Source organism: Pseudoduganella albidiflava, from assembly GCF_004322755.1.
GTDB lineage: Bacteria > Pseudomonadota > Gammaproteobacteria > Burkholderiales > Burkholderiaceae_D > Rugamonas > Rugamonas albidiflava.
This window is the reverse complement of sequence record NZ_CP036401.1, coordinates 6,033,154-6,051,381: the sequence shown is the minus strand read 5'-3', so window position 1 is coordinate 6,051,381 and position 18,228 is coordinate 6,033,154. Positions and strand designations below refer to the sequence as shown.

15 protein-coding genes are annotated in these 18,228 nt (G+C 63.4%); 6 read left to right on the top strand and 9 right to left on the bottom strand.

Annotation, left to right across the window (positions count from 1 at the left end; translation table 11 throughout):
* Positions 1-7: 7 nt before the first annotated feature.
* Positions 8-706 (top strand): urea ABC transporter ATP-binding subunit UrtE, encoded by a 699-nt coding sequence (urtE, locus tag EYF70_RS25205; protein WP_131147841.1) that lies wholly within the window; start codon positions 8-10, stop codon positions 704-706.
* A gap of 145 nt (positions 707-851) precedes the next feature.
* Here the strand turns inward: urtE and EYF70_RS25200 are convergent, their stop codons facing one another.
* Together EYF70_RS25200 and EYF70_RS25195 are read right to left on the bottom strand one after the other, a co-directional pair.
* Entirely contained in the window at positions 852-1,775 is a 924-nt protein-coding gene (locus tag EYF70_RS25200; RefSeq protein ID WP_131147840.1) for a response regulator transcription factor, read from the bottom strand.
* Positions 1,756-5,196 carry a hybrid sensor histidine kinase/response regulator gene (locus EYF70_RS25195; protein ID WP_131147839.1) on the bottom strand — a complete coding sequence of 1,147 codons (3,441 nt, stop codon included), beginning with the start codon at positions 5,194-5,196 and terminating at the stop codon, positions 1,756-1,758. Before EYF70_RS25195 ends, EYF70_RS25200 begins: the two co-directional genes overlap by 20 nt.
* A 204-nt stretch (positions 5,197-5,400) precedes the next feature.
* Between EYF70_RS25195 and EYF70_RS25190 the strand changes: the two genes are divergently transcribed.
* Positions 5,401-7,395: an LTA synthase family protein gene (locus tag EYF70_RS25190; protein WP_229420547.1), complete on the top strand. Its 1,995-nt coding sequence runs from the start codon at positions 5,401-5,403 to the stop codon at positions 7,393-7,395.
* Between the two features lie 7 nt (positions 7,396-7,402).
* On the opposite strand, the gene modA is transcribed toward EYF70_RS25190, so the two are convergent.
* Together modA and EYF70_RS25180 are read right to left on the bottom strand one after the other, a co-directional pair.
* Positions 7,403-8,137 (bottom strand): molybdate ABC transporter substrate-binding protein, encoded by a 735-nt coding sequence (modA, locus tag EYF70_RS25185; RefSeq protein WP_131147838.1) that lies wholly within the window; start codon positions 8,135-8,137, stop codon positions 7,403-7,405.
* Positions 8,138-8,416: 279 nt separating this feature from the next.
* Positions 8,417-8,926, bottom strand: coding sequence for a host attachment protein (locus tag EYF70_RS25180; RefSeq protein WP_131147837.1), 510 nt, complete (start codon positions 8,924-8,926; stop codon positions 8,417-8,419).
* 301 nt (positions 8,927-9,227) lie between these two features.
* Between EYF70_RS25180 and EYF70_RS25175 the strand changes: the two genes are divergently transcribed.
* Positions 9,228-9,656: a hypothetical protein gene (locus EYF70_RS25175; protein WP_131147836.1), complete on the top strand. Its 429-nt coding sequence runs from the start codon at positions 9,228-9,230 to the stop codon at positions 9,654-9,656.
* Between the two features lie 56 nt (positions 9,657-9,712).
* On the opposite strand, the gene EYF70_RS31270 is transcribed toward EYF70_RS25175, so the two are convergent.
* From EYF70_RS31270 to EYF70_RS25155, 4 genes are all read right to left on the bottom strand, one after another.
* Complete coding sequence (locus tag EYF70_RS31270) at positions 9,713-10,675, bottom strand: hypothetical protein (protein ID WP_174800427.1); 963 nt, start codon at positions 10,673-10,675, stop codon at positions 9,713-9,715.
* A 477-nt stretch (positions 10,676-11,152) separates the two neighbouring features.
* Positions 11,153-12,496, bottom strand: coding sequence for an NADP-specific glutamate dehydrogenase (gene gdhA / locus EYF70_RS25165; protein ID WP_131147835.1), 1,344 nt, complete (start codon positions 12,494-12,496; stop codon positions 11,153-11,155).
* 62 nt (positions 12,497-12,558) lie between these two features.
* Entirely contained in the window at positions 12,559-12,846 is a 288-nt protein-coding gene (locus EYF70_RS25160; protein ID WP_131147834.1) for a hypothetical protein, read from the bottom strand.
* Positions 12,847-12,875: 29 nt separating this feature from the next.
* Complete coding sequence (locus tag EYF70_RS25155) at positions 12,876-14,459, bottom strand: isocitrate lyase (protein WP_131147833.1); 1,584 nt, start codon at positions 14,457-14,459, stop codon at positions 12,876-12,878.
* Between the two features lie 490 nt (positions 14,460-14,949).
* Here EYF70_RS25155 and EYF70_RS25150 point away from each other — a divergent pair, with 490 nt between their 5' ends.
* From EYF70_RS25150 to EYF70_RS25140, 3 genes are all read left to right on the top strand, one after another.
* Complete coding sequence (locus EYF70_RS25150) at positions 14,950-16,095, top strand: toxic anion resistance protein (RefSeq protein ID WP_131147832.1); 1,146 nt, start codon at positions 14,950-14,952, stop codon at positions 16,093-16,095.
* 69 nt (positions 16,096-16,164) lie between these two features.
* Positions 16,165-16,752 carry a TerD family protein gene (locus tag EYF70_RS25145; protein ID WP_131147831.1) on the top strand — a complete coding sequence of 196 codons (588 nt, stop codon included), beginning with the start codon at positions 16,165-16,167 and terminating at the stop codon, positions 16,750-16,752.
* Between the two features lie 71 nt (positions 16,753-16,823).
* Positions 16,824-17,720, top strand: coding sequence for a hypothetical protein (locus EYF70_RS25140; RefSeq protein ID WP_131147830.1), 897 nt, complete (start codon positions 16,824-16,826; stop codon positions 17,718-17,720).
* 74 nt (positions 17,721-17,794) lie between these two features.
* Here EYF70_RS25140 and EYF70_RS25135 read toward each other — a convergent pair whose 3' ends face one another.
* Complete coding sequence (locus EYF70_RS25135; RefSeq protein ID WP_131147829.1) at positions 17,795-18,217, bottom strand: nuclear transport factor 2 family protein; 423 nt, start codon at positions 18,215-18,217, stop codon at positions 17,795-17,797.
* Positions 18,218-18,228: the final 11 nt, after the last annotated feature.

Genomic DNA, 18,228 nt, shown 5'->3' with positions numbered 1-18,228 from the left:
GGAGCATATGCTGCAAGTCGAACATGTCAACCAGTACTACGGCTCGTCGCACACGCTGCGCGGCGTGTCGCTGACGGTGGAAAAAGGCCAGTGCATGGCGCTGCTGGGCCGCAACGGCGTGGGCAAGACCACGCTGCTGAAATGCCTGATGGGCGTGCTGCCGGTGGCGCGCGGCAAGGTGAGCTGGAACGGCCGCGACATCACGAAGCTGAAACCCCACCAGCGCGCCAGGGCCGGCATCGCCTACGTGCCGCAGGGCCGCGAGATCTTCGCCCGGCTCACCGTGGAGGAAAATCTGGTGATGGGGATGGCCACGCTGTCGTCCCGCGAGGCGGCCACGATCAGCGGCGAGGTGTATGAGCTGTTCCCCGTGCTGAAGGAAATGAAGCACCGGCGTGGCGGCGACCTGTCCGGCGGGCAGCAGCAGCAGCTGGCGATCGCCCGGGCCATGCTGCAGAAGCCGGGGCTGATCATCCTCGACGAGCCGACCGAGGGTATCCAGCCGTCGATCATCAAGGATATCGGGAGGGTGATCCGCCTGTTGCGCGAGCGGGGCGACATGGGCATCCTGCTGTGCGAGCAGTATTTCGATTTTGCGCACGAGCTGGCGGACAAGTTCGTGGTGATGTCGCGCGGGGAGGTGGTGGCCAGCGGGGATGCGGCGGAGATGGGCGAGGAGCATGTGCGGCGGCATCTGGCGGTGTAGATTCCCTGCCGAATCGGCCGCGCATGCAGTGAACCCTGCGGCAACAGCCGGGGTCAGACCCGCCGGGTCTGACCCCAGGGTTGCACTTGGGGTTGGTGCACGTGCCGACGGCCCGCCAGCGAAGATCCGCACACACGGCAAAATGTCAAACCGTCTCGACCGCCGGCGCACCGGCCCGCATCCGGTTCAGCGCGAGCGCGGCGGCGGCGGTGCGCGTTTCCACGCCCAGCTTGTGGAACACGTGCTCCAGGTGCTTGTTGACGGTGCGCGGGCTGGTGCCGAGGATGTCGCCGATATCCTTGTTGGTCTTGCCCATCATCACCCAGTGCAGCACTTCGGATTCGCGCTGCGTGAGCTTCAGCAGCGCCATCAGGGCCTGCACCCGCGCGGTATCGGATTCCTCGCGCAGCACGATCATCCACTGTTCGCTGCCCTGGTCCGCCACCGTGAACACGAGCCGGCTGGCACCGCGGATGATCGTCAATGGCGCCGCCTTGTCGCCGGCCAGCCAGGCGGTCAGCGCCTGCGGCGTGGCGTCCGCCGCGTCGAAGTACTGGCCCATCCACTGCCGCGCCAGCGGCGTTTGCCAGACGATGCGGCCGTTGTGCGGCGTGACCGCCAGCATCGCGTTGCCGAACGCGTCGAGCGCGCTGCGCGCCTGGTTCATCAGCCGCGCCGTTTGCAGGTGGGCGCCGATCCGCGCCAGCACTTCGCTTTGCCGCACCGGCTTGGTCACGTAATCGGTGCCGCCGGCATCGAAGGCGGCCACCACGTGTTCCGGCTCCGTGAGCCCCGTCATGAACACGATCGGGATGGCCCGCGTGACCATGCTGGCGCGCAGGTGGCGGCACACTTCGAAGCCGTCCATGCCGGGCATCATCGCATCGAGCAGGATGATGTCCGGCACCAGTTGGCGGGCACGCTCCAGCGCGGCCGGGCCGTTGTTGGCGACGAGGACCGTGAAGCCGGCTTCGTCCAGCGCATCGTGCAGCACGGCCAGGTTTTCCGGCACGTCGTCGACGATCAGGACGACGTGACTGGCGTGGCGGTCAGGTGGTTTGCTTGACATGGTGTTCTCCCTGTTCCAGGAATCGTGACATCGCCTCCAGGTCGAAGCGGGCGGCATGGCCGCGCATCGCCGCGACGAAGGCATCGTGATCGGAGCCGTGCGCGGCGATCGCGTCCAGCTGCGCGCGGATGCCGCGCACATAGCCGGCGGCGACCTGCGCGCGCAGCGCATCGAGTTGTGCCGCGGGCGGGAAGCGCATCGGCCCCGGCGTGGCGGCGGGTGCCGGCGCCGGCGGCTGCGCCAGCCATTCGAGATCCAGCCGCCGGCCGATGCGGTCCAGCAGTTCGGCCACGTTGACCGGCTTGACGATGAAGTCCTCGGCGGGAATGCCGGCCGGGTTGTCCAGCGCCTTGTCGTAGGCATTGGCGGACACGATCAGGATCGGCACCGGCGAACGGTGTTCGTGCCGGATGATGCGGCTCGCTTCCCAGCCGTCGATGCCCGGCATCGCCAGGTCCATCAGGATCAGGTCCGGCCGGCAGTGCGGATACAGGGCCAGGCATTCCTGGCCGGACTGCGCCTGCGCCGTGTCGAAACCGAGCGGCGCGAGGATGTTGACCAGCAGTTCGCGGTCGACCTGTTCGTTGTCGACGACGAGGATTTTCCTGCGCGGGCCGGCATAGCCGGTGCGCACCGGGCCGCGCACGGCGGCCGGCGTGGCGCCATGCACGCGGGGCAGGCGCAGCAGGATGCGGAACGTGCTGCCGACACCGGGCGTGCTGTCGAGTGTGAGCTCGCCGCCCATCATCTGCGTCAGCATCTTGCTGATCGGCAGGCCCAGGCCCGTGCCGGGCGCGGCGCCGGGGCCGTTGGCGGCGCTGCCGCGCGAGAATGGTTCGAAGATGCGCTCCGCTTCATCCGGCAGGATGCCCGCGCCCGTGTCCTCGATGTCGAACGTAACGAGGTCGCGCGCATGGCGCACGCGCAAGGTGACGCTCCCATGCTGCGTGAACTTGACGGCGTTGCCGAGGATATTCATGAGGATCTGGCCCAGCCGCTTGCGGTCCGCCCGCACCACCTGAGGTAATTCGCCCGCCGGCTCGTAGCGGAAGGCCAGCCCCCGCGCGGCGGCCTGCTGCTCGAACATGCGCACCAGCTGGCCGATGAAGTCGTGGAAATCGACCTCGCGGATGTCGAAGCTGAACTTGCCGCCTTCGATGCGGGCGATATCCAGCGTGCCTTCGATCAGCGACAGCAGGTGTTCGCCGCTGCCGCGGATCACGCGGATCGCTCCCTGCCGGTGGGCGGGAATGGCCGGATCGTTGTCCAGCAGTTGCGCGTAGCCGAGGATGCTGTTCAGCGGTGTGCGGATCTCGTGGCTGATGCCGGCGATGTAGCGGCTCTTGGCCTGGTTGGCCGCGTCGGCCTGCTTTTTCGCCAGCTGCAGGGCGGCGTCGGTGCGGCCGTGCAGTTCGATCTCGCGCTGCAGCAGGCTGGTCTGGCGATTCGATTCTTCCTGCGCAACGCGCCGGCTGGCACTCGTGAGCACCAGCCACCATGCCACGATGCCGCTGGCCAGCAGCAGGGCCGCGAAGATCTTCAGGTAGGCCAGCCGCAGCGCCGGCAGCAGCGCGGCGGCCGCCTCGCCCAGCGCCTTCTGCTCGTGCACGTACAACAGGCCGAGCAGGGTGCCGGTGAACAGCACCGTGGCCATCATCAGCACCAGGTAGTGACCGAGCCCGCTCGTCATGTACGGCCACATCGATGCCGGCAGCAGTTTCTTCATCGCCCCTTCCCACTGGTGCGAGAAACGCGCGTGCGGCTTGCACGCATCGTCGCAGCGGGCGTCCAGGCAGCAGCACAGCGAGCAGATCGGCCCCTGGTAGGCGGGGCAATGGGCCATGTCCTCGGTTTCGTATTCCTTCTCGCAGATGCAGCAGACTTTGGTGTGCGCCGCGCCGTGCTTGTCGTGATGCCATTCGTGGGCCGGCCGCGAAAGGTAGTAGCGGCCGCCCGTGGCCCAGGCGATCAGCGGGGACGCGACCAGGGCGGTGCCCAGCGCGATGAAGGCTGAAAAGGCTTGCAGCTGCGCGCCGAACAGGCCGGTGAACGCCACGATGGACAGCGCGGAAGCCAGCAGCATCGCGCCCACGCCGACCGGGTTGATGTCGTACAGGTAGGCGCGGCGGAATTCGATGCCGGGCGGGCTGAGACCCAGCGGCTTGTTGATGACGAGATCGGCCACGACCGCCGTGATCCACGCGATGGCGATGTTCGAGTACAGGCCCAGCACCTGGTCCAGCGCCTGGAACACGTCCAGCTCCATCAGCAGCACGGCGATCAGCGCGTTGAACACGGCCCACACCACGCGGCCCGGGTGGCTGTGCGTCAGGCGCGCGAAGAAATTCGACCAGGCCAGCGAGCCGGCGTAGGCGTTGGTCATGTTGATCTTCACCTGCGAGATGACGACGAACAGCGCGGTCGCCAGCACGGCCAGGGTGGGATTGGCGAACACCTGGGAAAAGCCGGCGAGGTACATCTGGTTCGGGTTCACCGCCTCGGCCAGTGAGGCGCCGCCCTTGATCGCCAGCAGCGCGAGCAGCGCGCCGCCCAGCATCTTGAGGATGCCGAGCACGATCCAGCCCGGCCCGGCGACGAGCACGCCCAGGTGCCAGCGCAGGCGGTTTTCCTTGGTTTGCTCCGGCATGAAGCGCAGGAAGTCCACCTGCTCGCCGATCTGCGTGATCAGCGCCACGCCCACCGCGGTGGCGGCGCCGAACAGCAGCATGTTGAAACCGCCGTTGGCCGGCGACTGGCCCGTGAAATGCGCCAGTTCGCCGACGAGTTCCGGCTGCTTGTGCAGGATCGCGATGAACGGCAGCGCCAGCAGGATCAGCCACACGGGCTGGCTGATCATCTGGATGCGGCTGATCAGCGTGACGCCGTGCGTGACCAGCGGGATCACCACCAGCGCGCTGACCAGGTAGCCGAGATAGAGCGGCAGGTGGAAATACAGCTCCAGCGCATAGGCCATGATCGCCGCTTCCAGCGCGAACAGGATGAACGTGAACGACGCGTACACGAACGATGAGATGGTCGAGCCGATGTAGCCGAAGCCGGCGCCGCGCGTCAGCAGGTCCATGTCCACGCCATGGCGCGCCGCGTAATAGCTGATCGGCAGCCCGGTCAGGAAGATGATCAGGCCGACCGTGAGGATCGCCCAGAACGCGTTGACGAAGCCGTAGTTGACGGCGATGGTGCCGCCGATCGCTTCCAGCACGAGGAACGAGATGGCGCCGAAGGCGGTGTTCGACACGCGGAATACCGACCATTTGCGGAACGAGCGGGGCGTGTAGCGCAGCGCGTAATCCTCGATCGTTTCGTTGGCCACCCACGTGTTGTAGTCGCGGCGGATCTTGATGATGCGCTGGGGCGGCTCGCCGTCGGCGGGAATGCTTTGTTTTGGTGCGGCGGTCGTCATCGTTGCGGCTTCGACGCCCCAACTTGGGGCAACAGAAGGGCTGCGTGCCGGGATGGCGCGCGGGGCGGTACTCATAACTATCTGATATGCAAGAACTTTGCCCGCTCAGCCATTATGAAAATGGAGGAACTTTTCGATTGAAAGGAGCTCAGCCATGAGCGTAGAATGGCCGATCGCCGCGAAAAATTCTTGCAGGAAAAAACGATGTTTAGAAAGAATCCAATCCTGCATGAGCTGGCTACCCGGCCGCTGGAGCGTGTGTCCTGGGCCGGCCCCTATGCCATCCTGCTGCGCATGCTGCTGATCGGCCTGGCCGTGCTGTCGCTGTCGCGCATGGGACTGATGGCGTGGCAGTGGCAGCGCGTGGCGGCCGAAGGTATTCCGGTGCAGATGCTGGTGCAGGGCGTGCGTGCCGACCTGATCCTGCTCGGCTACCTGCTGGCCGTGCCGCTGCTGCTGGCACCATTGCTGGCCTATCGCCGGCTGGCCACGCTGTGGCGTGGATTCACGCTGGCGTGGGCCACGGCCGCGCTGGTGTTCGTCGTGTTCATGGAGTTTTCCACGCCGCAGTTCGTGATGCAGTACGACGTGCGGCCGAACCGCCTGTTCGTCGAGTACCTGTCGGACCCGGTCGAAGTGTGCGCCACGCTGTGGCACGGCTTTCGTGCCGCCGTGCTGCTCGGGCTGGCCGGCACAGTGCTGCTGGGCGTGGCCATCCACCGCCTGCTGCGCGCCGGAGCGACACGCGTGACGATGTGGCCGGCGCGAAAACTGCTGCTCACCTGGCCGCTGATCTGCCTGGCGGTCGTCATGCAGATCCGCTCGACGACTGCCCACCGCCCGGCCAACGCGGCCCTGTTCGCGCTGACCAGCGATGCCATGGTCAATTCGCTGATCATCAATTCACCCTGGTCGATGCTCGAAGGCGTGGCCTCGATGCTGGAAGAAAAGACCTCGTCGGCGATCTATGGCGAGATGGACCGGGCGCGCGTGGTGGCCGAGGTGAAGGCTGCGCCATGGCTGCGCGATCTCCGCTTCACGGATCCGGCGATGCCCACGCTGCATGTGCAGGAGCCGGCGATCCGGCGCGAGCGGCCGCTCAACCTGGTGATCGTGCTGGAGGAAAGCCTGGGCGCGACGTTCGTGCAATCGCTGGGCGGTTTGCCGCTGACGCCGGAACTGGAAAAGCTGAAGCACGAGGGCTGGTGGTTCGAGCAGCTGTATGCGACCGGCACCCGGTCGGTACGCGGCATCGAGGCGGTGGTGGCGGGCTATGCGCCCACGCCGGCGCGCAGCGTGGTCAAGCTGTCGCTGTCGCAGACCAATTTCTATACGCTGGCGGCCGGGCTGGGGCAGCAGGGCTACCACACGGAATTCGTGTACGGCGGCGAGGCCCACTTCGACAATATGCGCAGCTTCTTCACCGGCAACGGCTTCCAGAAGATCGTCGACCGCAAGCAGATGAAGCCGGTGTTCACGGGTAGCTGGGGCGCCTCGGACGAAGACCTGTTCGACAAGTCGCTGGAGCGGCTGAAGGCGCTGCACCGGGAAGGCAAGCCGTTCTTCAGCCTGATCTTCACGTCATCGAACCATGAACCGTTCGAATTCCCGGACGGGAAAATCGCGCTGCACGACGCGGACAAGCAGACGGTGAACAACGCCGTCAAGTACGCCGACTTCGCACTCGGCAAATTCATCGCGGCGGCGAAACGGGAAGACTACTGGAAGGACACGGTGTTCCTGATCGTGGCCGACCACGACAACCGCGTGTACGGCAACGCCCTCGTGCCGGTGAAGAAATTCCACATCCCCGGCCTGATCCTCGGTGCGGATATCGCGCCGAAGCGCATCGCCACGATGGCCAGCCAGATCGACCTGGCGCCGACGCTGCTGTCGCTGATGGGCGTGGCCAGCGAACACCCGATGATCGGCCGCGACCTGGTGCGCGACAGCACCTCCCCGGGCCGCGCGCTGCTGCAGTTCGATAACTACTTCGCCTACCTGGAAGACGGCACCGCCACGATCCTGCGGCCGTCCGGCAGCCCGCTGCTGGGCCGCTACGATACCGCGACCGGTGCGTTCGACAACGATGCGGCCGGCACGCCGACGGCGGCCCAGGTGCGGCGCGCGATGGCCCACGTGATGCTGCCGTCGCTGATGTACCGGGAGGGATCGTACCGGCTGCCGCAAGGGAAATAGCCGGGCGTCACGGCTTGCCGAAGCCGTGCTTCGCCAGGATCGCCTGGCCCGTTCCGGAGGCAACGTAGCCGGCGAACTGGCGCGCCAGTGCCGGCTGCGGCGCATTGGCGACGACGGCGATCGGATAGCGCACCGGCGTGGCGGTTGGAATCGTGGCGACGGCTTTGACCTTGTCCTTCTGCGCCAGCACGTCGGTGGCGTAGACGAAGCCCGCATCGACTTCGCCGCGCGCCACGTAGTCGAGGCTCTGGCGAACCGAGGTGGCGAAGACGAATTTCGGTTCCAGGCCCTGCCACAGGTTCGCTTTGCTCAGCGCTTCCCGCGAATAGCGGCCGATCGGCACGCTGGCCGGATTGCCGGTGGTCAGGCGCCGTGCACCGGCCAGGTCGGCCAGTGACGTGATCCTGCTGTCCAGCGGCACGACGAGCACCACCGTATTGCTGGCGAAATCGCGCCGTGTGCCGGGCGCGAGCAGTTTCAGGTTTTCCGCCTTGTCCATCGCTTCCTGGTCGGCGGAGGCGAACACGTCCACCGGCGCGCCTTTGGCGATCTGTTGCACGAGCGGGTCGGAAGCGGCGAAGTTCAGCAGCACCCGGTTGCCCGGGTGGGCCACTTCGAACGATTGCGCCAGCTCCTTGAACGCATTGGTCAGGCTGGCCGCCGCGGACACGGTGACGTCGGCGGCGCCGGCTACCATCGGAATGGCCGCCGCAAGCACGGCGGCAAGAAATTTGTTTCGCATCGTCGCTCCAGGGTTGTCGTGAAAGCGCAATATACATGAGTATATAGCGCTGTCGCCAGCTACTCTTTGTCATGACTTTCGATAGCTGGATGACATGGCCGGGCAATGCGGGAGGAGCGGTTGGGTAGCGTGCCGTGGCGGGGCTGGTGGGCAGCTTTGCTGCCGGAAGGGCGGCGGCCACTGCGGCGCCAGGCGGTTCGGCACGGCCGGGCCAGATGCGCGAGCGCACCGTGGCACCCGGATCGGATGGCGCCCGGTGCGCAGGGAACGACGCCTGCGTTATTCCTGCTTGTCCTTCAGCGCCTGCAGTTGCTCGCGCAGTTGCGGGCCGTTGAAGTGCGTGTAGTCCTTGTTGAACTCGGTCTTGATCAGGTCTTTCAACTGCGGATCGATGACCGTGCGCAGCGTGCCCAGGAACTGTGGCGAGGCGGAAATGACCAGGTGGGCGAAACGGCCTTCCTGGTGTGCCTTGCTCAGGTAGGAGGAAATATCCTTGGCGAACCTTACCGCCTCGGCCTCGTTAGGCGTGACGGCTGGCTGGTATTGCTTGTTCGGCGCGCCGGAATTGGCATTGTGCGCGATGCCGGGGGCCTGGTTGCCGCTGCCGATGTTGTGGCTGCTCTTCGCGGCGGCCGTGGGGCCGGCCTGGTCGGTGACGACGTCGGAGATGCTCTGCTTTGCGCCGGGACTGACCATGTCTTCGATTTCCTGCAGGGGTTCGGTCAGCGCGGACTCCTCGAAGATCCTTGCCCGGCCCGCATTGGCCGTGATAATCCAGGTTGGTTTCATGCTATTCCTGTCTCGGTATGTGATCGTGAATAGTATGTTTCGGCGATGAGGCACCGCCGGAAACAAGCGCAGTGCCATGAAGTCCGCATGCCCGCCGCGCGGGCCAGGAACGCCGGCTGCCATCCGCATGCCGGTCATGGCGAGCCCAGTATAGCCCCGGCGCCGGAACCCCGGCGCACCAACGCGGCGGGGCGCAAATCCCTTGGGAAACAGCCGGGCTGGTGGCACGCCAGCCTACCGTGCGCGCGCCGGCGCGCGACTTGCGCACAATGGGCCGGTTTCAAACGGACAGGAGGACATCATGGCAAACGAACAGAAGGATCTGCAGAACCAGGGCGGCCAGGGTGCCGGCAATGCACAGCGCGCCACCAACCAGGATACGCTGGCCGAGCAGGGCGCCCGGCCGGTGCCGGCCCAGCCGGCACCGGCACCGACGGGCGCGGAAGTGGTGGGCGCCGCCGGCGGCACCGATGCTTCCGCGGCGGCCAGGCAGTCGGGTAACACCGGCCCCGGCGGCAAGGGCTTGCGCGATGACGGTGTCGATGCGACCGGCATGCCCGGAACGCCGGGCGGCACGGTGTCCACGGACCGGATGCGCCCCGCGACCGATTCGGCGGCGGCCGGCGGCACCGGCCTGGGCGAGGCGGCCAGCGCCGCCGATACGCGGACCGGCACGGGTACTTCGTCCGGCCACGGGACGTCGCTGACCGGCGGCGGAAAGCAAACGTAGGGAAACTTTATACGTGGAGCATCATTATCGATTCCTCCTGTATCACCGTTCCTTGTTCAGTCCGTCATTTCTGGAAGCAATGTAAAGTCGAGGAGAATTTTATGCTGACGAGGATTCTTTTCGCAAACGAAAATATCTTCCTTCACTCCGTTCTTTGGTCCTAAATGGCTTAAGCCCATATGAGATGCGCACCATGGACAGGTAGCAGTGAGTCTGTTGAGATAAATTCGATCAGATGCGCTTGCTTCTAGATAGTAATTTCCTTTGAGGAAATACTCGAATTTCCTCCTTGCTAGAGCTTGGGCTAACATAACTATGGTTAGCCCAAGTCCGCAGAAAAGCATGGCAAGTGGCGCCCAATTTCCAGAATTAGGGCCAAAAATTCTAGCGAATATCAGGAGCATTCCTAGCAAGCCTATAACAGAAATTATGAATCCCCAATTTAGAAGTTTCTGTCGCGAAATGCTTTTTCCTGAAAAGGCTGAGTGTCTTTTAATGTCCATCTCATCAACTGAAAATGTACGCCGATCATTGTCATCGCCGGCTACATTTTTCTCTGTGTGAACGAAGAAGTCTCCAAAGTACTTCATGAATTCGACTTCGTTTTTGGCTAAATCTCCTGTGACATCATTCCAGAAAAGTATATGTACGGGGAATTTCTTCTGGGATATTCGTTCGAATGAGATGATCCGTGCGCGCTCCTGTAGTTTGCTGTCTCGGTCAGTGGAAGTGGCAATGTACAGAGCCGTGAGTGGAGGATAAAAAGTTTCTGCGTTTTCTATCTCTGTCAATAATGTTTTCTCTGACAGAGTAGCCATAGTATTCTTGCACTGGATTCCGATTGTCCTGTGCATTTCATCCTCACCAAAGATATCCACGCCATGCTGCTGTTGACCGGGGCGTCCATGTCGGAAAAAAGCGGAATGTCCCCAGCGAAGCTTGGAGGCTGATAACGTAATGTCCTCAAACTCGTCCCAGGATTTGGGAGCTGGTATTCTCGAGCTTATAATTTTCGGCATTTTTCTTTGGTGGCAAGGTTGCGAAATGCATGTTCAAACTATACGAATCAATTCTTTCATGAGCTTATCCGGTGCTGCTACTGATATAAGGCGAGCTTAATTTGGTCGCTGCTATTATCTGATAGACTTGCTAGAGCTTTAGGTTCGATATTGCGGCAATTTTCGTTTTACACGTTTGGTACATGCGCGTCGCTATCGATCCGTACGCATGTTTGCAGTAATATTTGTCTATCGTAACTTTCAAGATGGGCTGCCAAGACGATTTTTTACTTGCAAATTAGTAGCAAGTACGTTGCGGTTGGTTTGTCGGCGGTACCTAATTTAGGCATCTGTATTTTTAATTGCAATAGCTTGATTGCGCAAGATGCATGCGCTTGCGGCGATATCGAGATTAACAAAAAAAACGCTACCCGAGGGTAGCGTGTGTATGTAAGGGGTTAGTAGCAGGTGATGTTCAACCCCTGATTACCGCGTCGCTCAGATCACGCCTTGCGCCAGCATCGCATCGGCTACCTTGACGAAGCCCGCGATGTTCGCGCCATCCACGTAGCTGACGCTGCCGTCCGGCCGGGCGCCGTACTTCAGGCAGGCCGCGTGGATGCCCTGCATGATCTGCAGCAGGCGGCCATCCACTTCCTCGCGCGGCCAGCTGATGCGCTCGGCGTTCTGGCTCATTTCCAGTCCGGACGTGGCGACGCCGCCGGCATTGCTGGCCTTGCCCGGCGCATACAGTACGCCGGCGGCCTCGAAGGCTTTCGCCGCCTCGATGGTGGAAGGCATGTTGGCGCCTTCCGCCACGCACAGCACGCAGTTCCGGATCAGCGTGGCGGCATCGTCCGCATCCAGTTCGTTCTGCGTCGCGCAGGGGAGGGCGACGTCCACCGGGATGTGCCATGGCCGTACGCCCGCTTCGAAGCGGCTGCCGGTGCGTTCCGCGTAGTCGCTGACGCGGCCATAGTGATGGTTCTTCACTTCCATCAGGATCGCCAGCTTTTCAGGCGTGAAGCCTTCCTCGTCGATCACGGTGCCGCTCGAATCCGATACGGTGATGACCCTGGCGCCCAGCTCCATCGCCTTTTCCACCGCGTATTGCGCCACGTTGCCCGAGCCGGAGACGCTGACCCGCAAGCCTTCGAAGGAACGGCCGCGCGTTTTCAGCATCTCGTCCGCGAAGTAGACCGTGCCGTAGCCGGTCGCCTCCGGGCGGATCAGCGAGCCGCCGAAGCTCAGGCCCTTGCCGGTGAACACGCAGTCGGCGCGGTTGCTGAGCTTTTTCATCATGCCGGCCATGTAGCCGACTTCGCGGCCGCCCACGCCGATGTCGCCGGCGGGAACGTCGGTGTCCGAGCCCACGTGGCGGAACAGTTCGCTCACGAAGGCCTGGCAGAAGCGCATCACCTCACCGGGGCTCTTGCCTTTCGGGTCGAAGTCGGAGCCGCCCTTGCCGCCGCCCATCGGCAGCGTCGTCAGCGCATTCTTGAAGGTCTGCTCGAAGGCCAGGAACTTCAGCACGGACAGGGTGACCGACGGGTGGAAGCGCAGGCCACCTTTGTACGGGCCGATGGCCATGCTGTGCTGGATGCGGTAGCCGCGATTGACCTGCACCTGGCCATGGTCGTCGACCCAGGAGACGCGGAACATCACGACCCGCTCGGGTTCGACCAGGCGGTCCAGCAAACCCTGCTCGGCATATTTCGGGTGTGCTTCGATGAAGGGCCACAGGCTTTCCATCACTTCGGTAACGGCCTGCAGGAATTCAGGCTGGCCAGGATTGCGGTCGGCGACGTGCTGCAGGAACTGGTGTACGGATGCGTATTTCATGTGAATCCCAAAGAACGAAAGGCGTCGCTGCGGGAGAGACGGCGGAGAGCGGATATGCATCATTACGGTGCATTGCGCACCAAAGTCGTGCATAGCAATTCGATCATAACAAATAAAGATGCTTCGGCAAAAGCGTCGATTGCAAAATTTAAGTGGGCGGCAGGCGTCGAATCATGAAATTGATTGCTTGGCGTGCCGGATGCCAAGGTGGCGCCGGTGCGGGGAGGTGAAAAAAGCGGGACCGCGGCGGACGCGGTAATCAGCTCCCGCTGCGAAGACACGGCAATAAAAAACGCCACCCGAACCGCTGTTCGAGTGGCGTTTTCCCAGGACCGCTGGCTGGCCTGCAAGCTTGTGGCCTGCAAGCCGTTCGGCTCAATCAGAACTGGTTCATCGTGTTGTGCTTGCCGGATGCCTTCAGCGCAGCTTCGCCGCTGAAGTATTCCTTGTGGTCGTCGCCGATGTCCGAACCCGACATGTTCTGGTGCTTGACGCAGGCGATGCCCTGGCGGATTTCCTTGCGCTGGACGCCGGCCACGTAACCCAGCATGCCTTGCTCGCCGAAGTATTCCTTCGCCAGGTTGTCGGTCGACAGTGCGGCCGTATGGTAGGTCGGCAGCGTGATCAGGTGGTGGAAGATACCGGCTTCGCGGGCAGCGTCGGCCTGGAACGTGCGGATCTTTTCGTCCGCGGCGAGCGCCAGTTCGGTGCCGTCGTATTCCACGCTCATCAGTTGCGAACGCTCGTAAGCGGACACATCCTTGCCTGCTTCCTTCATGGCGTCATAGGCTTGCTGGCGGAAGTTCAGGGTCCAGTTGAAGGACGGGCTGTTGTTGTACACCAGCTTGGCGTTGGGAATCACCTTGCGGATTTCCTTCACCATGCCGCCGATCTGGGCGATATGCGGTTTTTCGGTCTCGATCCACAGCAGGTCGGCGCCGTTTTGCAGCGAGGTGATGCAATCGAGTACGCAACGCGCTTCGCCGGTGCCCGGACGGAACTGGAACAGGTTGCTCGGCAAGCGCTTCGGCCGCACCAGCTTGCCATCGCGCTTGATCACGACATCGCCGTTGGCGATCGAATCGACCGTCACTTCGTCCGCATCCAGGAAGGAATTGTACTGGTCGCCCAGGTCGCCCGGCTCGCGGGTGAAGGCGATCTGCTTGGTCAGGCCGGCACCCAGCGAGTCGGTACGCGCAACGATCAGGCCGTCATCCACGCCCAGTTCCAGGAAGGCGTAGCGCACCGCGCGGATCTTGGCGAGGAAGTCTTCATGCGGAACCGTGACCTTGCCATCCTGGTGGCCGCACTGCTTTTCATCGGAAACCTGGTTCTCGATCTGGATGCAGCAGGCGCCCGCCTCGATCATCTGCTTGGCCATCAGGTAGGTTGCTTCGGCGTTGCCGAAACCGGCGTCGATGTCGGCGATGATGGGCACCACGTGCGTCACGTGGTTGTCGATCTGGTCCTGGATCGCTTGCCGGGCAGGGCCTTCGGGGGCGGCGTCCAGCTGGCGGAACAGGCCGCCCAGTTCGCGCGCATCGGCCTGGCGCAGGAAGGTGTACAGCTCGCGGATCAGGCCGGCGACGGCGGTCTTTTCATGCATCGACTGGTCAGGCAGCGGACCGAACTCGGAGCGCAGGGCGGCGATCATCCAGCCGGAGAGGTACAAGTAGCGGCGCTCGGTGCTCTGGAAGTGCTTCTTGATCGAGATCATTTTTTGCTGGCCGATGAAGCCGTGCCAGCAGCCCAGCGACTGGGTGTACTTCGAGGAATCGGCGTCGTAGTTCGCCATGTCGGCGCGCATGATCGCGGCCGTGTACCGGGCGATATCGAGGCCGGTCTTGAACCGGTTCTGGGCGCGCATCCGTGCGGCGGACTCGGGGTTGATGGCATTCCATGCGCTGCCTTCCTTGTCCTTGAGGGTGGCGATGGCTTGGATATCGTCTTGGTACTGTGACATGTGAATCTCCCGGTAGAAGTAGTAAGAGTAAGCGGATCGAAAGTCGTGTCGTTGTGCGTTGCGCCGGTTCACCGCCTGCTTTGGAAGGCGGTGAATCAAGCGCGTCTCCATGTACACAGAATAGACCTTCTGGCCGGGTCGCGTCTACTCTTATATAAGACACATGAGTGAATTTATTTCGATCAAAAACAATGGGTTATCGTAAGTTTTTCATGATGCGGCATGAAAAATCAGTAAATGAAATGACCCGGCCGTTTCCCGTCTGGCTGGAATCCACATTGTGAAATGGATTTTCAGCTGCAGGAACCGCAGCGTCACATTCAAGATCCGGGCCAGGTCGATTGGAACAGGGCGCTTACCCGACTGCCGTCGAGACCAGCCCTGGCCGCGATACCACCTGGAAACCCGCCGTGGCCGCATGGCGATGCTCGCCCAGCCGGATGGTCCGGTGTAAGCTGTGAATGTTGTCACTCCAACCTGAAGGAAATTTATGAAACCGCTGTTTTCCGACGAGGAAGCGAACGCGGCATCCGCGCTGCCCGTGGCCCCCGCCTCCGCCTCCGCTCCCGCGTTCCCACCGCTGCTCGACCCTTCCCGCCCGTCGGACAATCTGCCCGCGGCGCGCCCCGAGGCGAGCGCCGCGCCGGTGATCCGTGTCGATCTCTCCGGTATCGATGACAAGGCCATCGAGAGCCTGGGTGGCTCCACCGGCGCCGGAGTGGCGAAGGTGTCGGCCAAGCTGCTCGGCACCGTGCGGGCGTCGGATGCCGATGTGTTCGGCACACAGTTGAACGAACTGATCGCCACGTCCAAGGGCCTGGATCCGGCCAGGCTGCGCTCGGGCGGCCTGCTGTCGCGCGTCACGAACATGTTCGGCTCGGTCAAGGAAAAAATGCTGTCGCAATACCAGGTGGTCGAGTCGCGCATGGATACGCTGGTGGCGGAGATGACGCGCCATGCCAATGTGCACAGGGGGCGCATCCAGGATTTCGACGAGATGTACAAGGGCCTGGAAAGCTATTACCAGGGCCTGGATGCCGACGTGAAGAAGGGCGAGGGCTGGGCGGTCCAGCTGCGGCAGGCGGTCGCGCAGCAGGGCACGGCGGCCAACGCTTTCGAGGCGCAGCAGGCCACCGAGCTCAGGCGCCGTCTCGAACGCCTGGAAAAGCGCATCGACGACCTGCGCCGCGCCATGCTGATGGCCACGCAGATGGTGCCGCAGATCCGCCTGTCGCAGGACAATGCCCGCGCGCTGACGGACACGTTCACGGATATCGTCAACGTGTCCATTCCAGCGTGGCGCAACGTCTTCTCGCTCTACCTGTTGCAGCTGGAAGCCAAGCAGAGCGCGGCGGTCGCCAACGCCGCCTACGATGCCACCGACGCGGCATTCCGCGCCCAGGCCGACATGCTGCTGGAAAATACCGAAACGGTGGCCCGCGCGAAACAGCGTTCCCTGGTCAGCCTGGAAACCGCCCAGCATGTGCAGGCGCAGCTGGTGTCCGCGTTCGACAAGCTCGAACAGATATCGAACGAAGGCCAGCAGCGCCGCAAGGACGAGCTGCCGAAACTGCAGGAGCTCGAGCGCGAACTGATCACGCGCTTTTCGCCAGGCGCGCAGGCGGGCGTGCAATGACCGGCAGCGGCCATTGATCCGGCTGCGCATTCCAGCGAAAATATTCTTTTCACCATATAAGGAAAGCCCATGTCGACGATGCTCGAAACTGGCCATCGCATCAATCTCGAAAAAGCCGCGCCGGGCTTGAAGCGTGTTCGTATCGGTCTCGGCTGGAAGGTCAACGCAGCCGAAGGCCAGGCATTCGATCTCGATTCGTCAGTATTCCTGTGCGGGAAGAACGCGGACGACCACCCGGTCATGCTCAGCAATGCCCACTTCGTTTACTACAATCACACGAAGTCCCCGGATGGCGCCGTGGTGCACTCCGGCGACAACCGCACGGGCGACAAGGATGGCGACGACGAGGTCATCACCGTCGACCTGGCCAGGGTGGAACCGGGCGTTGTGGAGATGCCGATCGTGGTCACGATCCACGATGCCGAGGCGCGCAAGCAGACCTTTGGCCGCGTGAACGACGCCTACGTGAAGGTGTACAACGACGATACCGGCGAAATCATCGCGCAATACGACCTGGACGAAGACTATTCGGACAAGACCGCCTTGCAGTTCGGTTCGCTGTACCGCAAGGATGGCGAATGGCGTTTCCAGGCCGTCGGCGCCGGTTTCAAGCTGAACCTGGCAACCTTCATCCGCAAGCTCGGCGGCACCGTCTGAAGACGGTCGCGCCTTCCCGCCGCAACGCCTTGTGGCGGGCGAAGCCGATGGTTCCCGATGCCGAGTGACCGATGACACACCAGAAGCCCAGGGCATTCGATTTCGGCGAGGAGCCGGAGCCTCCCGCCCAGCCGGCCGGCGGTCCCGCCGTGCCGCGGGCATTCGACTTCGGCGACGCGCAGGAACCCGCGCAACCCGCTGCGCCGGCGGCAAGGGGCGGGGCGCCCAAGGCGCTGTCGTTCGACGAACTTCCCGCGACAGTTGCACCCACTGGCGTGATCCCTAACGCCGTGGCCAGGGCGCTGTTCGAGAGCGAGGATCATCCCGCGGTGCGCGATGCCCTGGCAACCGCCCGGGTCAGCTTCCCGGCATTGTTCGAGCACTCGGAACAGCGCCTGGCCGCGCTGTTCCGCCGCCTCCTGCCGGTCAGGCTGTCACTGGTGACCGAGTGGGCGGAAGGGCCGCTGATGGGGCAGGCCGCGCTGCTCCAGCCTATTACCGAGCTGGTCCTGGCGTTTTCCCGGATGGGCGTGCCCGCGCTGCTGGACGAAGCGCTCGAGAGCACCCGGGCCACGCCGGGCATGTTCGGCAAGCTGTTCCGCCGCCCGGCATCGCCTGCCCGGTTCAAGCCCGCGCTCACGGCAGCCCGGGCGCAGCTCCTGCAACTGATGGCGGACAGCGAAGTGGCCATGCGCGACCTGGAAGAGTCGGCACGGAACCTGACACTGCACGGGGCGGCACTTGCCGTGGCGAGTGAACTGGCCGGTGGCGCGGCGGATGCGGCGCTGCTGGACGCGCTCACGCAGCGGCGCACGCTGATCCAGCAGGCCATGCGCCAGGCCGAACTGTCGATCCTGCAGATGGGGCAGGTGCGCCAGCAGGCCGCCGACCTGATCGGCCAGGTGTCGTCCTTCCTGACCGTCACCTTGCCCGCGCTGGAAATGGCGCAGGCGCAGGGCGGCGAATGAAGGGATTGGCGGCGGCAGTTTTCGTGCGTGCCGTGTGCCGATAACGCGTCAAGCCACCGGCATGGGCCGCCGGTTCAGAACACCGCCTCGGCCCTGGGGCCGGCATCGCTGGCGGAAATGCTGACCAGCTTCCATCCATTTCCGGAACGGGACCAGACTTGTGTGCCGCCGCCGGCTTGTTGGACCGTCCCGGCGTTTTTCAAGAGAATGGTCTGCCTGTATTCATTCACGAGAATGGCTGTCGAGGCATCGATGACGGTCACTTTGACGTTGGAAAACTCGAGGGAGACGATTTTCTGGACCATCTGAAAGCCGGCCGAGATGAGCTTTTCCAGGTCCTCGAAGGCGTGCCAGACTTTGCCATCGGCACCGAGGCCGGTGAATTTCTCTTGATCGATATAGTCGAGATAGCGGCCCGGATCGAGCGCTTTGGAGGCATCGACCAGCCCTTCGAATGCACGGAGGACTTCTGCCTTGATCGAGTCGTTGTCTGTCATTGTCGAATTCG

Excerpts from the sequence above, each read along its gene's own strand:
- urtE (WP_131147841.1), top strand. The coding sequence starts at position 8 with ATGCTGCAAGTCGAACATGTCAACCAGTACTACGGCTCGTCGCACACG.
- EYF70_RS25200 (WP_131147840.1), bottom strand. The coding sequence starts at position 1,775 with ATGTCAAGCAAACCACCTGACCGCCACGCCAGTCACGTCGTCCTGATC.
- EYF70_RS25195 (WP_131147839.1), bottom strand. The coding sequence starts at position 5,196 with ATGACGACCGCCGCACCAAAACAAAGCATTCCCGCCGACGGCGAGCCG.
- EYF70_RS25190 (WP_229420547.1), top strand. The coding sequence starts at position 5,401 with ATGTTTAGAAAGAATCCAATCCTGCATGAGCTGGCTACCCGGCCGCTG.
- modA (WP_131147838.1), bottom strand. The coding sequence starts at position 8,137 with ATGCGAAACAAATTTCTTGCCGCCGTGCTTGCGGCGGCCATTCCGATG.
- EYF70_RS25180 (WP_131147837.1), bottom strand. The coding sequence starts at position 8,926 with ATGAAACCAACCTGGATTATCACGGCCAATGCGGGCCGGGCAAGGATC.
- EYF70_RS25175 (WP_131147836.1), top strand. The coding sequence starts at position 9,228 with ATGGCAAACGAACAGAAGGATCTGCAGAACCAGGGCGGCCAGGGTGCC.
- EYF70_RS31270 (WP_174800427.1), bottom strand. The coding sequence starts at position 10,675 with ATGCCGAAAATTATAAGCTCGAGAATACCAGCTCCCAAATCCTGGGAC.
- gdhA (WP_131147835.1), bottom strand. The coding sequence starts at position 12,496 with ATGAAATACGCATCCGTACACCAGTTCCTGCAGCACGTCGCCGACCGC.
- EYF70_RS25155 (WP_131147833.1), bottom strand. The coding sequence starts at position 14,459 with ATGTCACAGTACCAAGACGATATCCAAGCCATCGCCACCCTCAAGGAC.
- EYF70_RS25150 (WP_131147832.1), top strand. The coding sequence starts at position 14,950 with ATGAAACCGCTGTTTTCCGACGAGGAAGCGAACGCGGCATCCGCGCTG.
- EYF70_RS25145 (WP_131147831.1), top strand. The coding sequence starts at position 16,165 with ATGTCGACGATGCTCGAAACTGGCCATCGCATCAATCTCGAAAAAGCC.
- EYF70_RS25140 (WP_131147830.1), top strand. The coding sequence starts at position 16,824 with ATGACACACCAGAAGCCCAGGGCATTCGATTTCGGCGAGGAGCCGGAG.
- EYF70_RS25135 (WP_131147829.1), bottom strand. The coding sequence starts at position 18,217 with ATGACAGACAACGACTCGATCAAGGCAGAAGTCCTCCGTGCATTCGAA.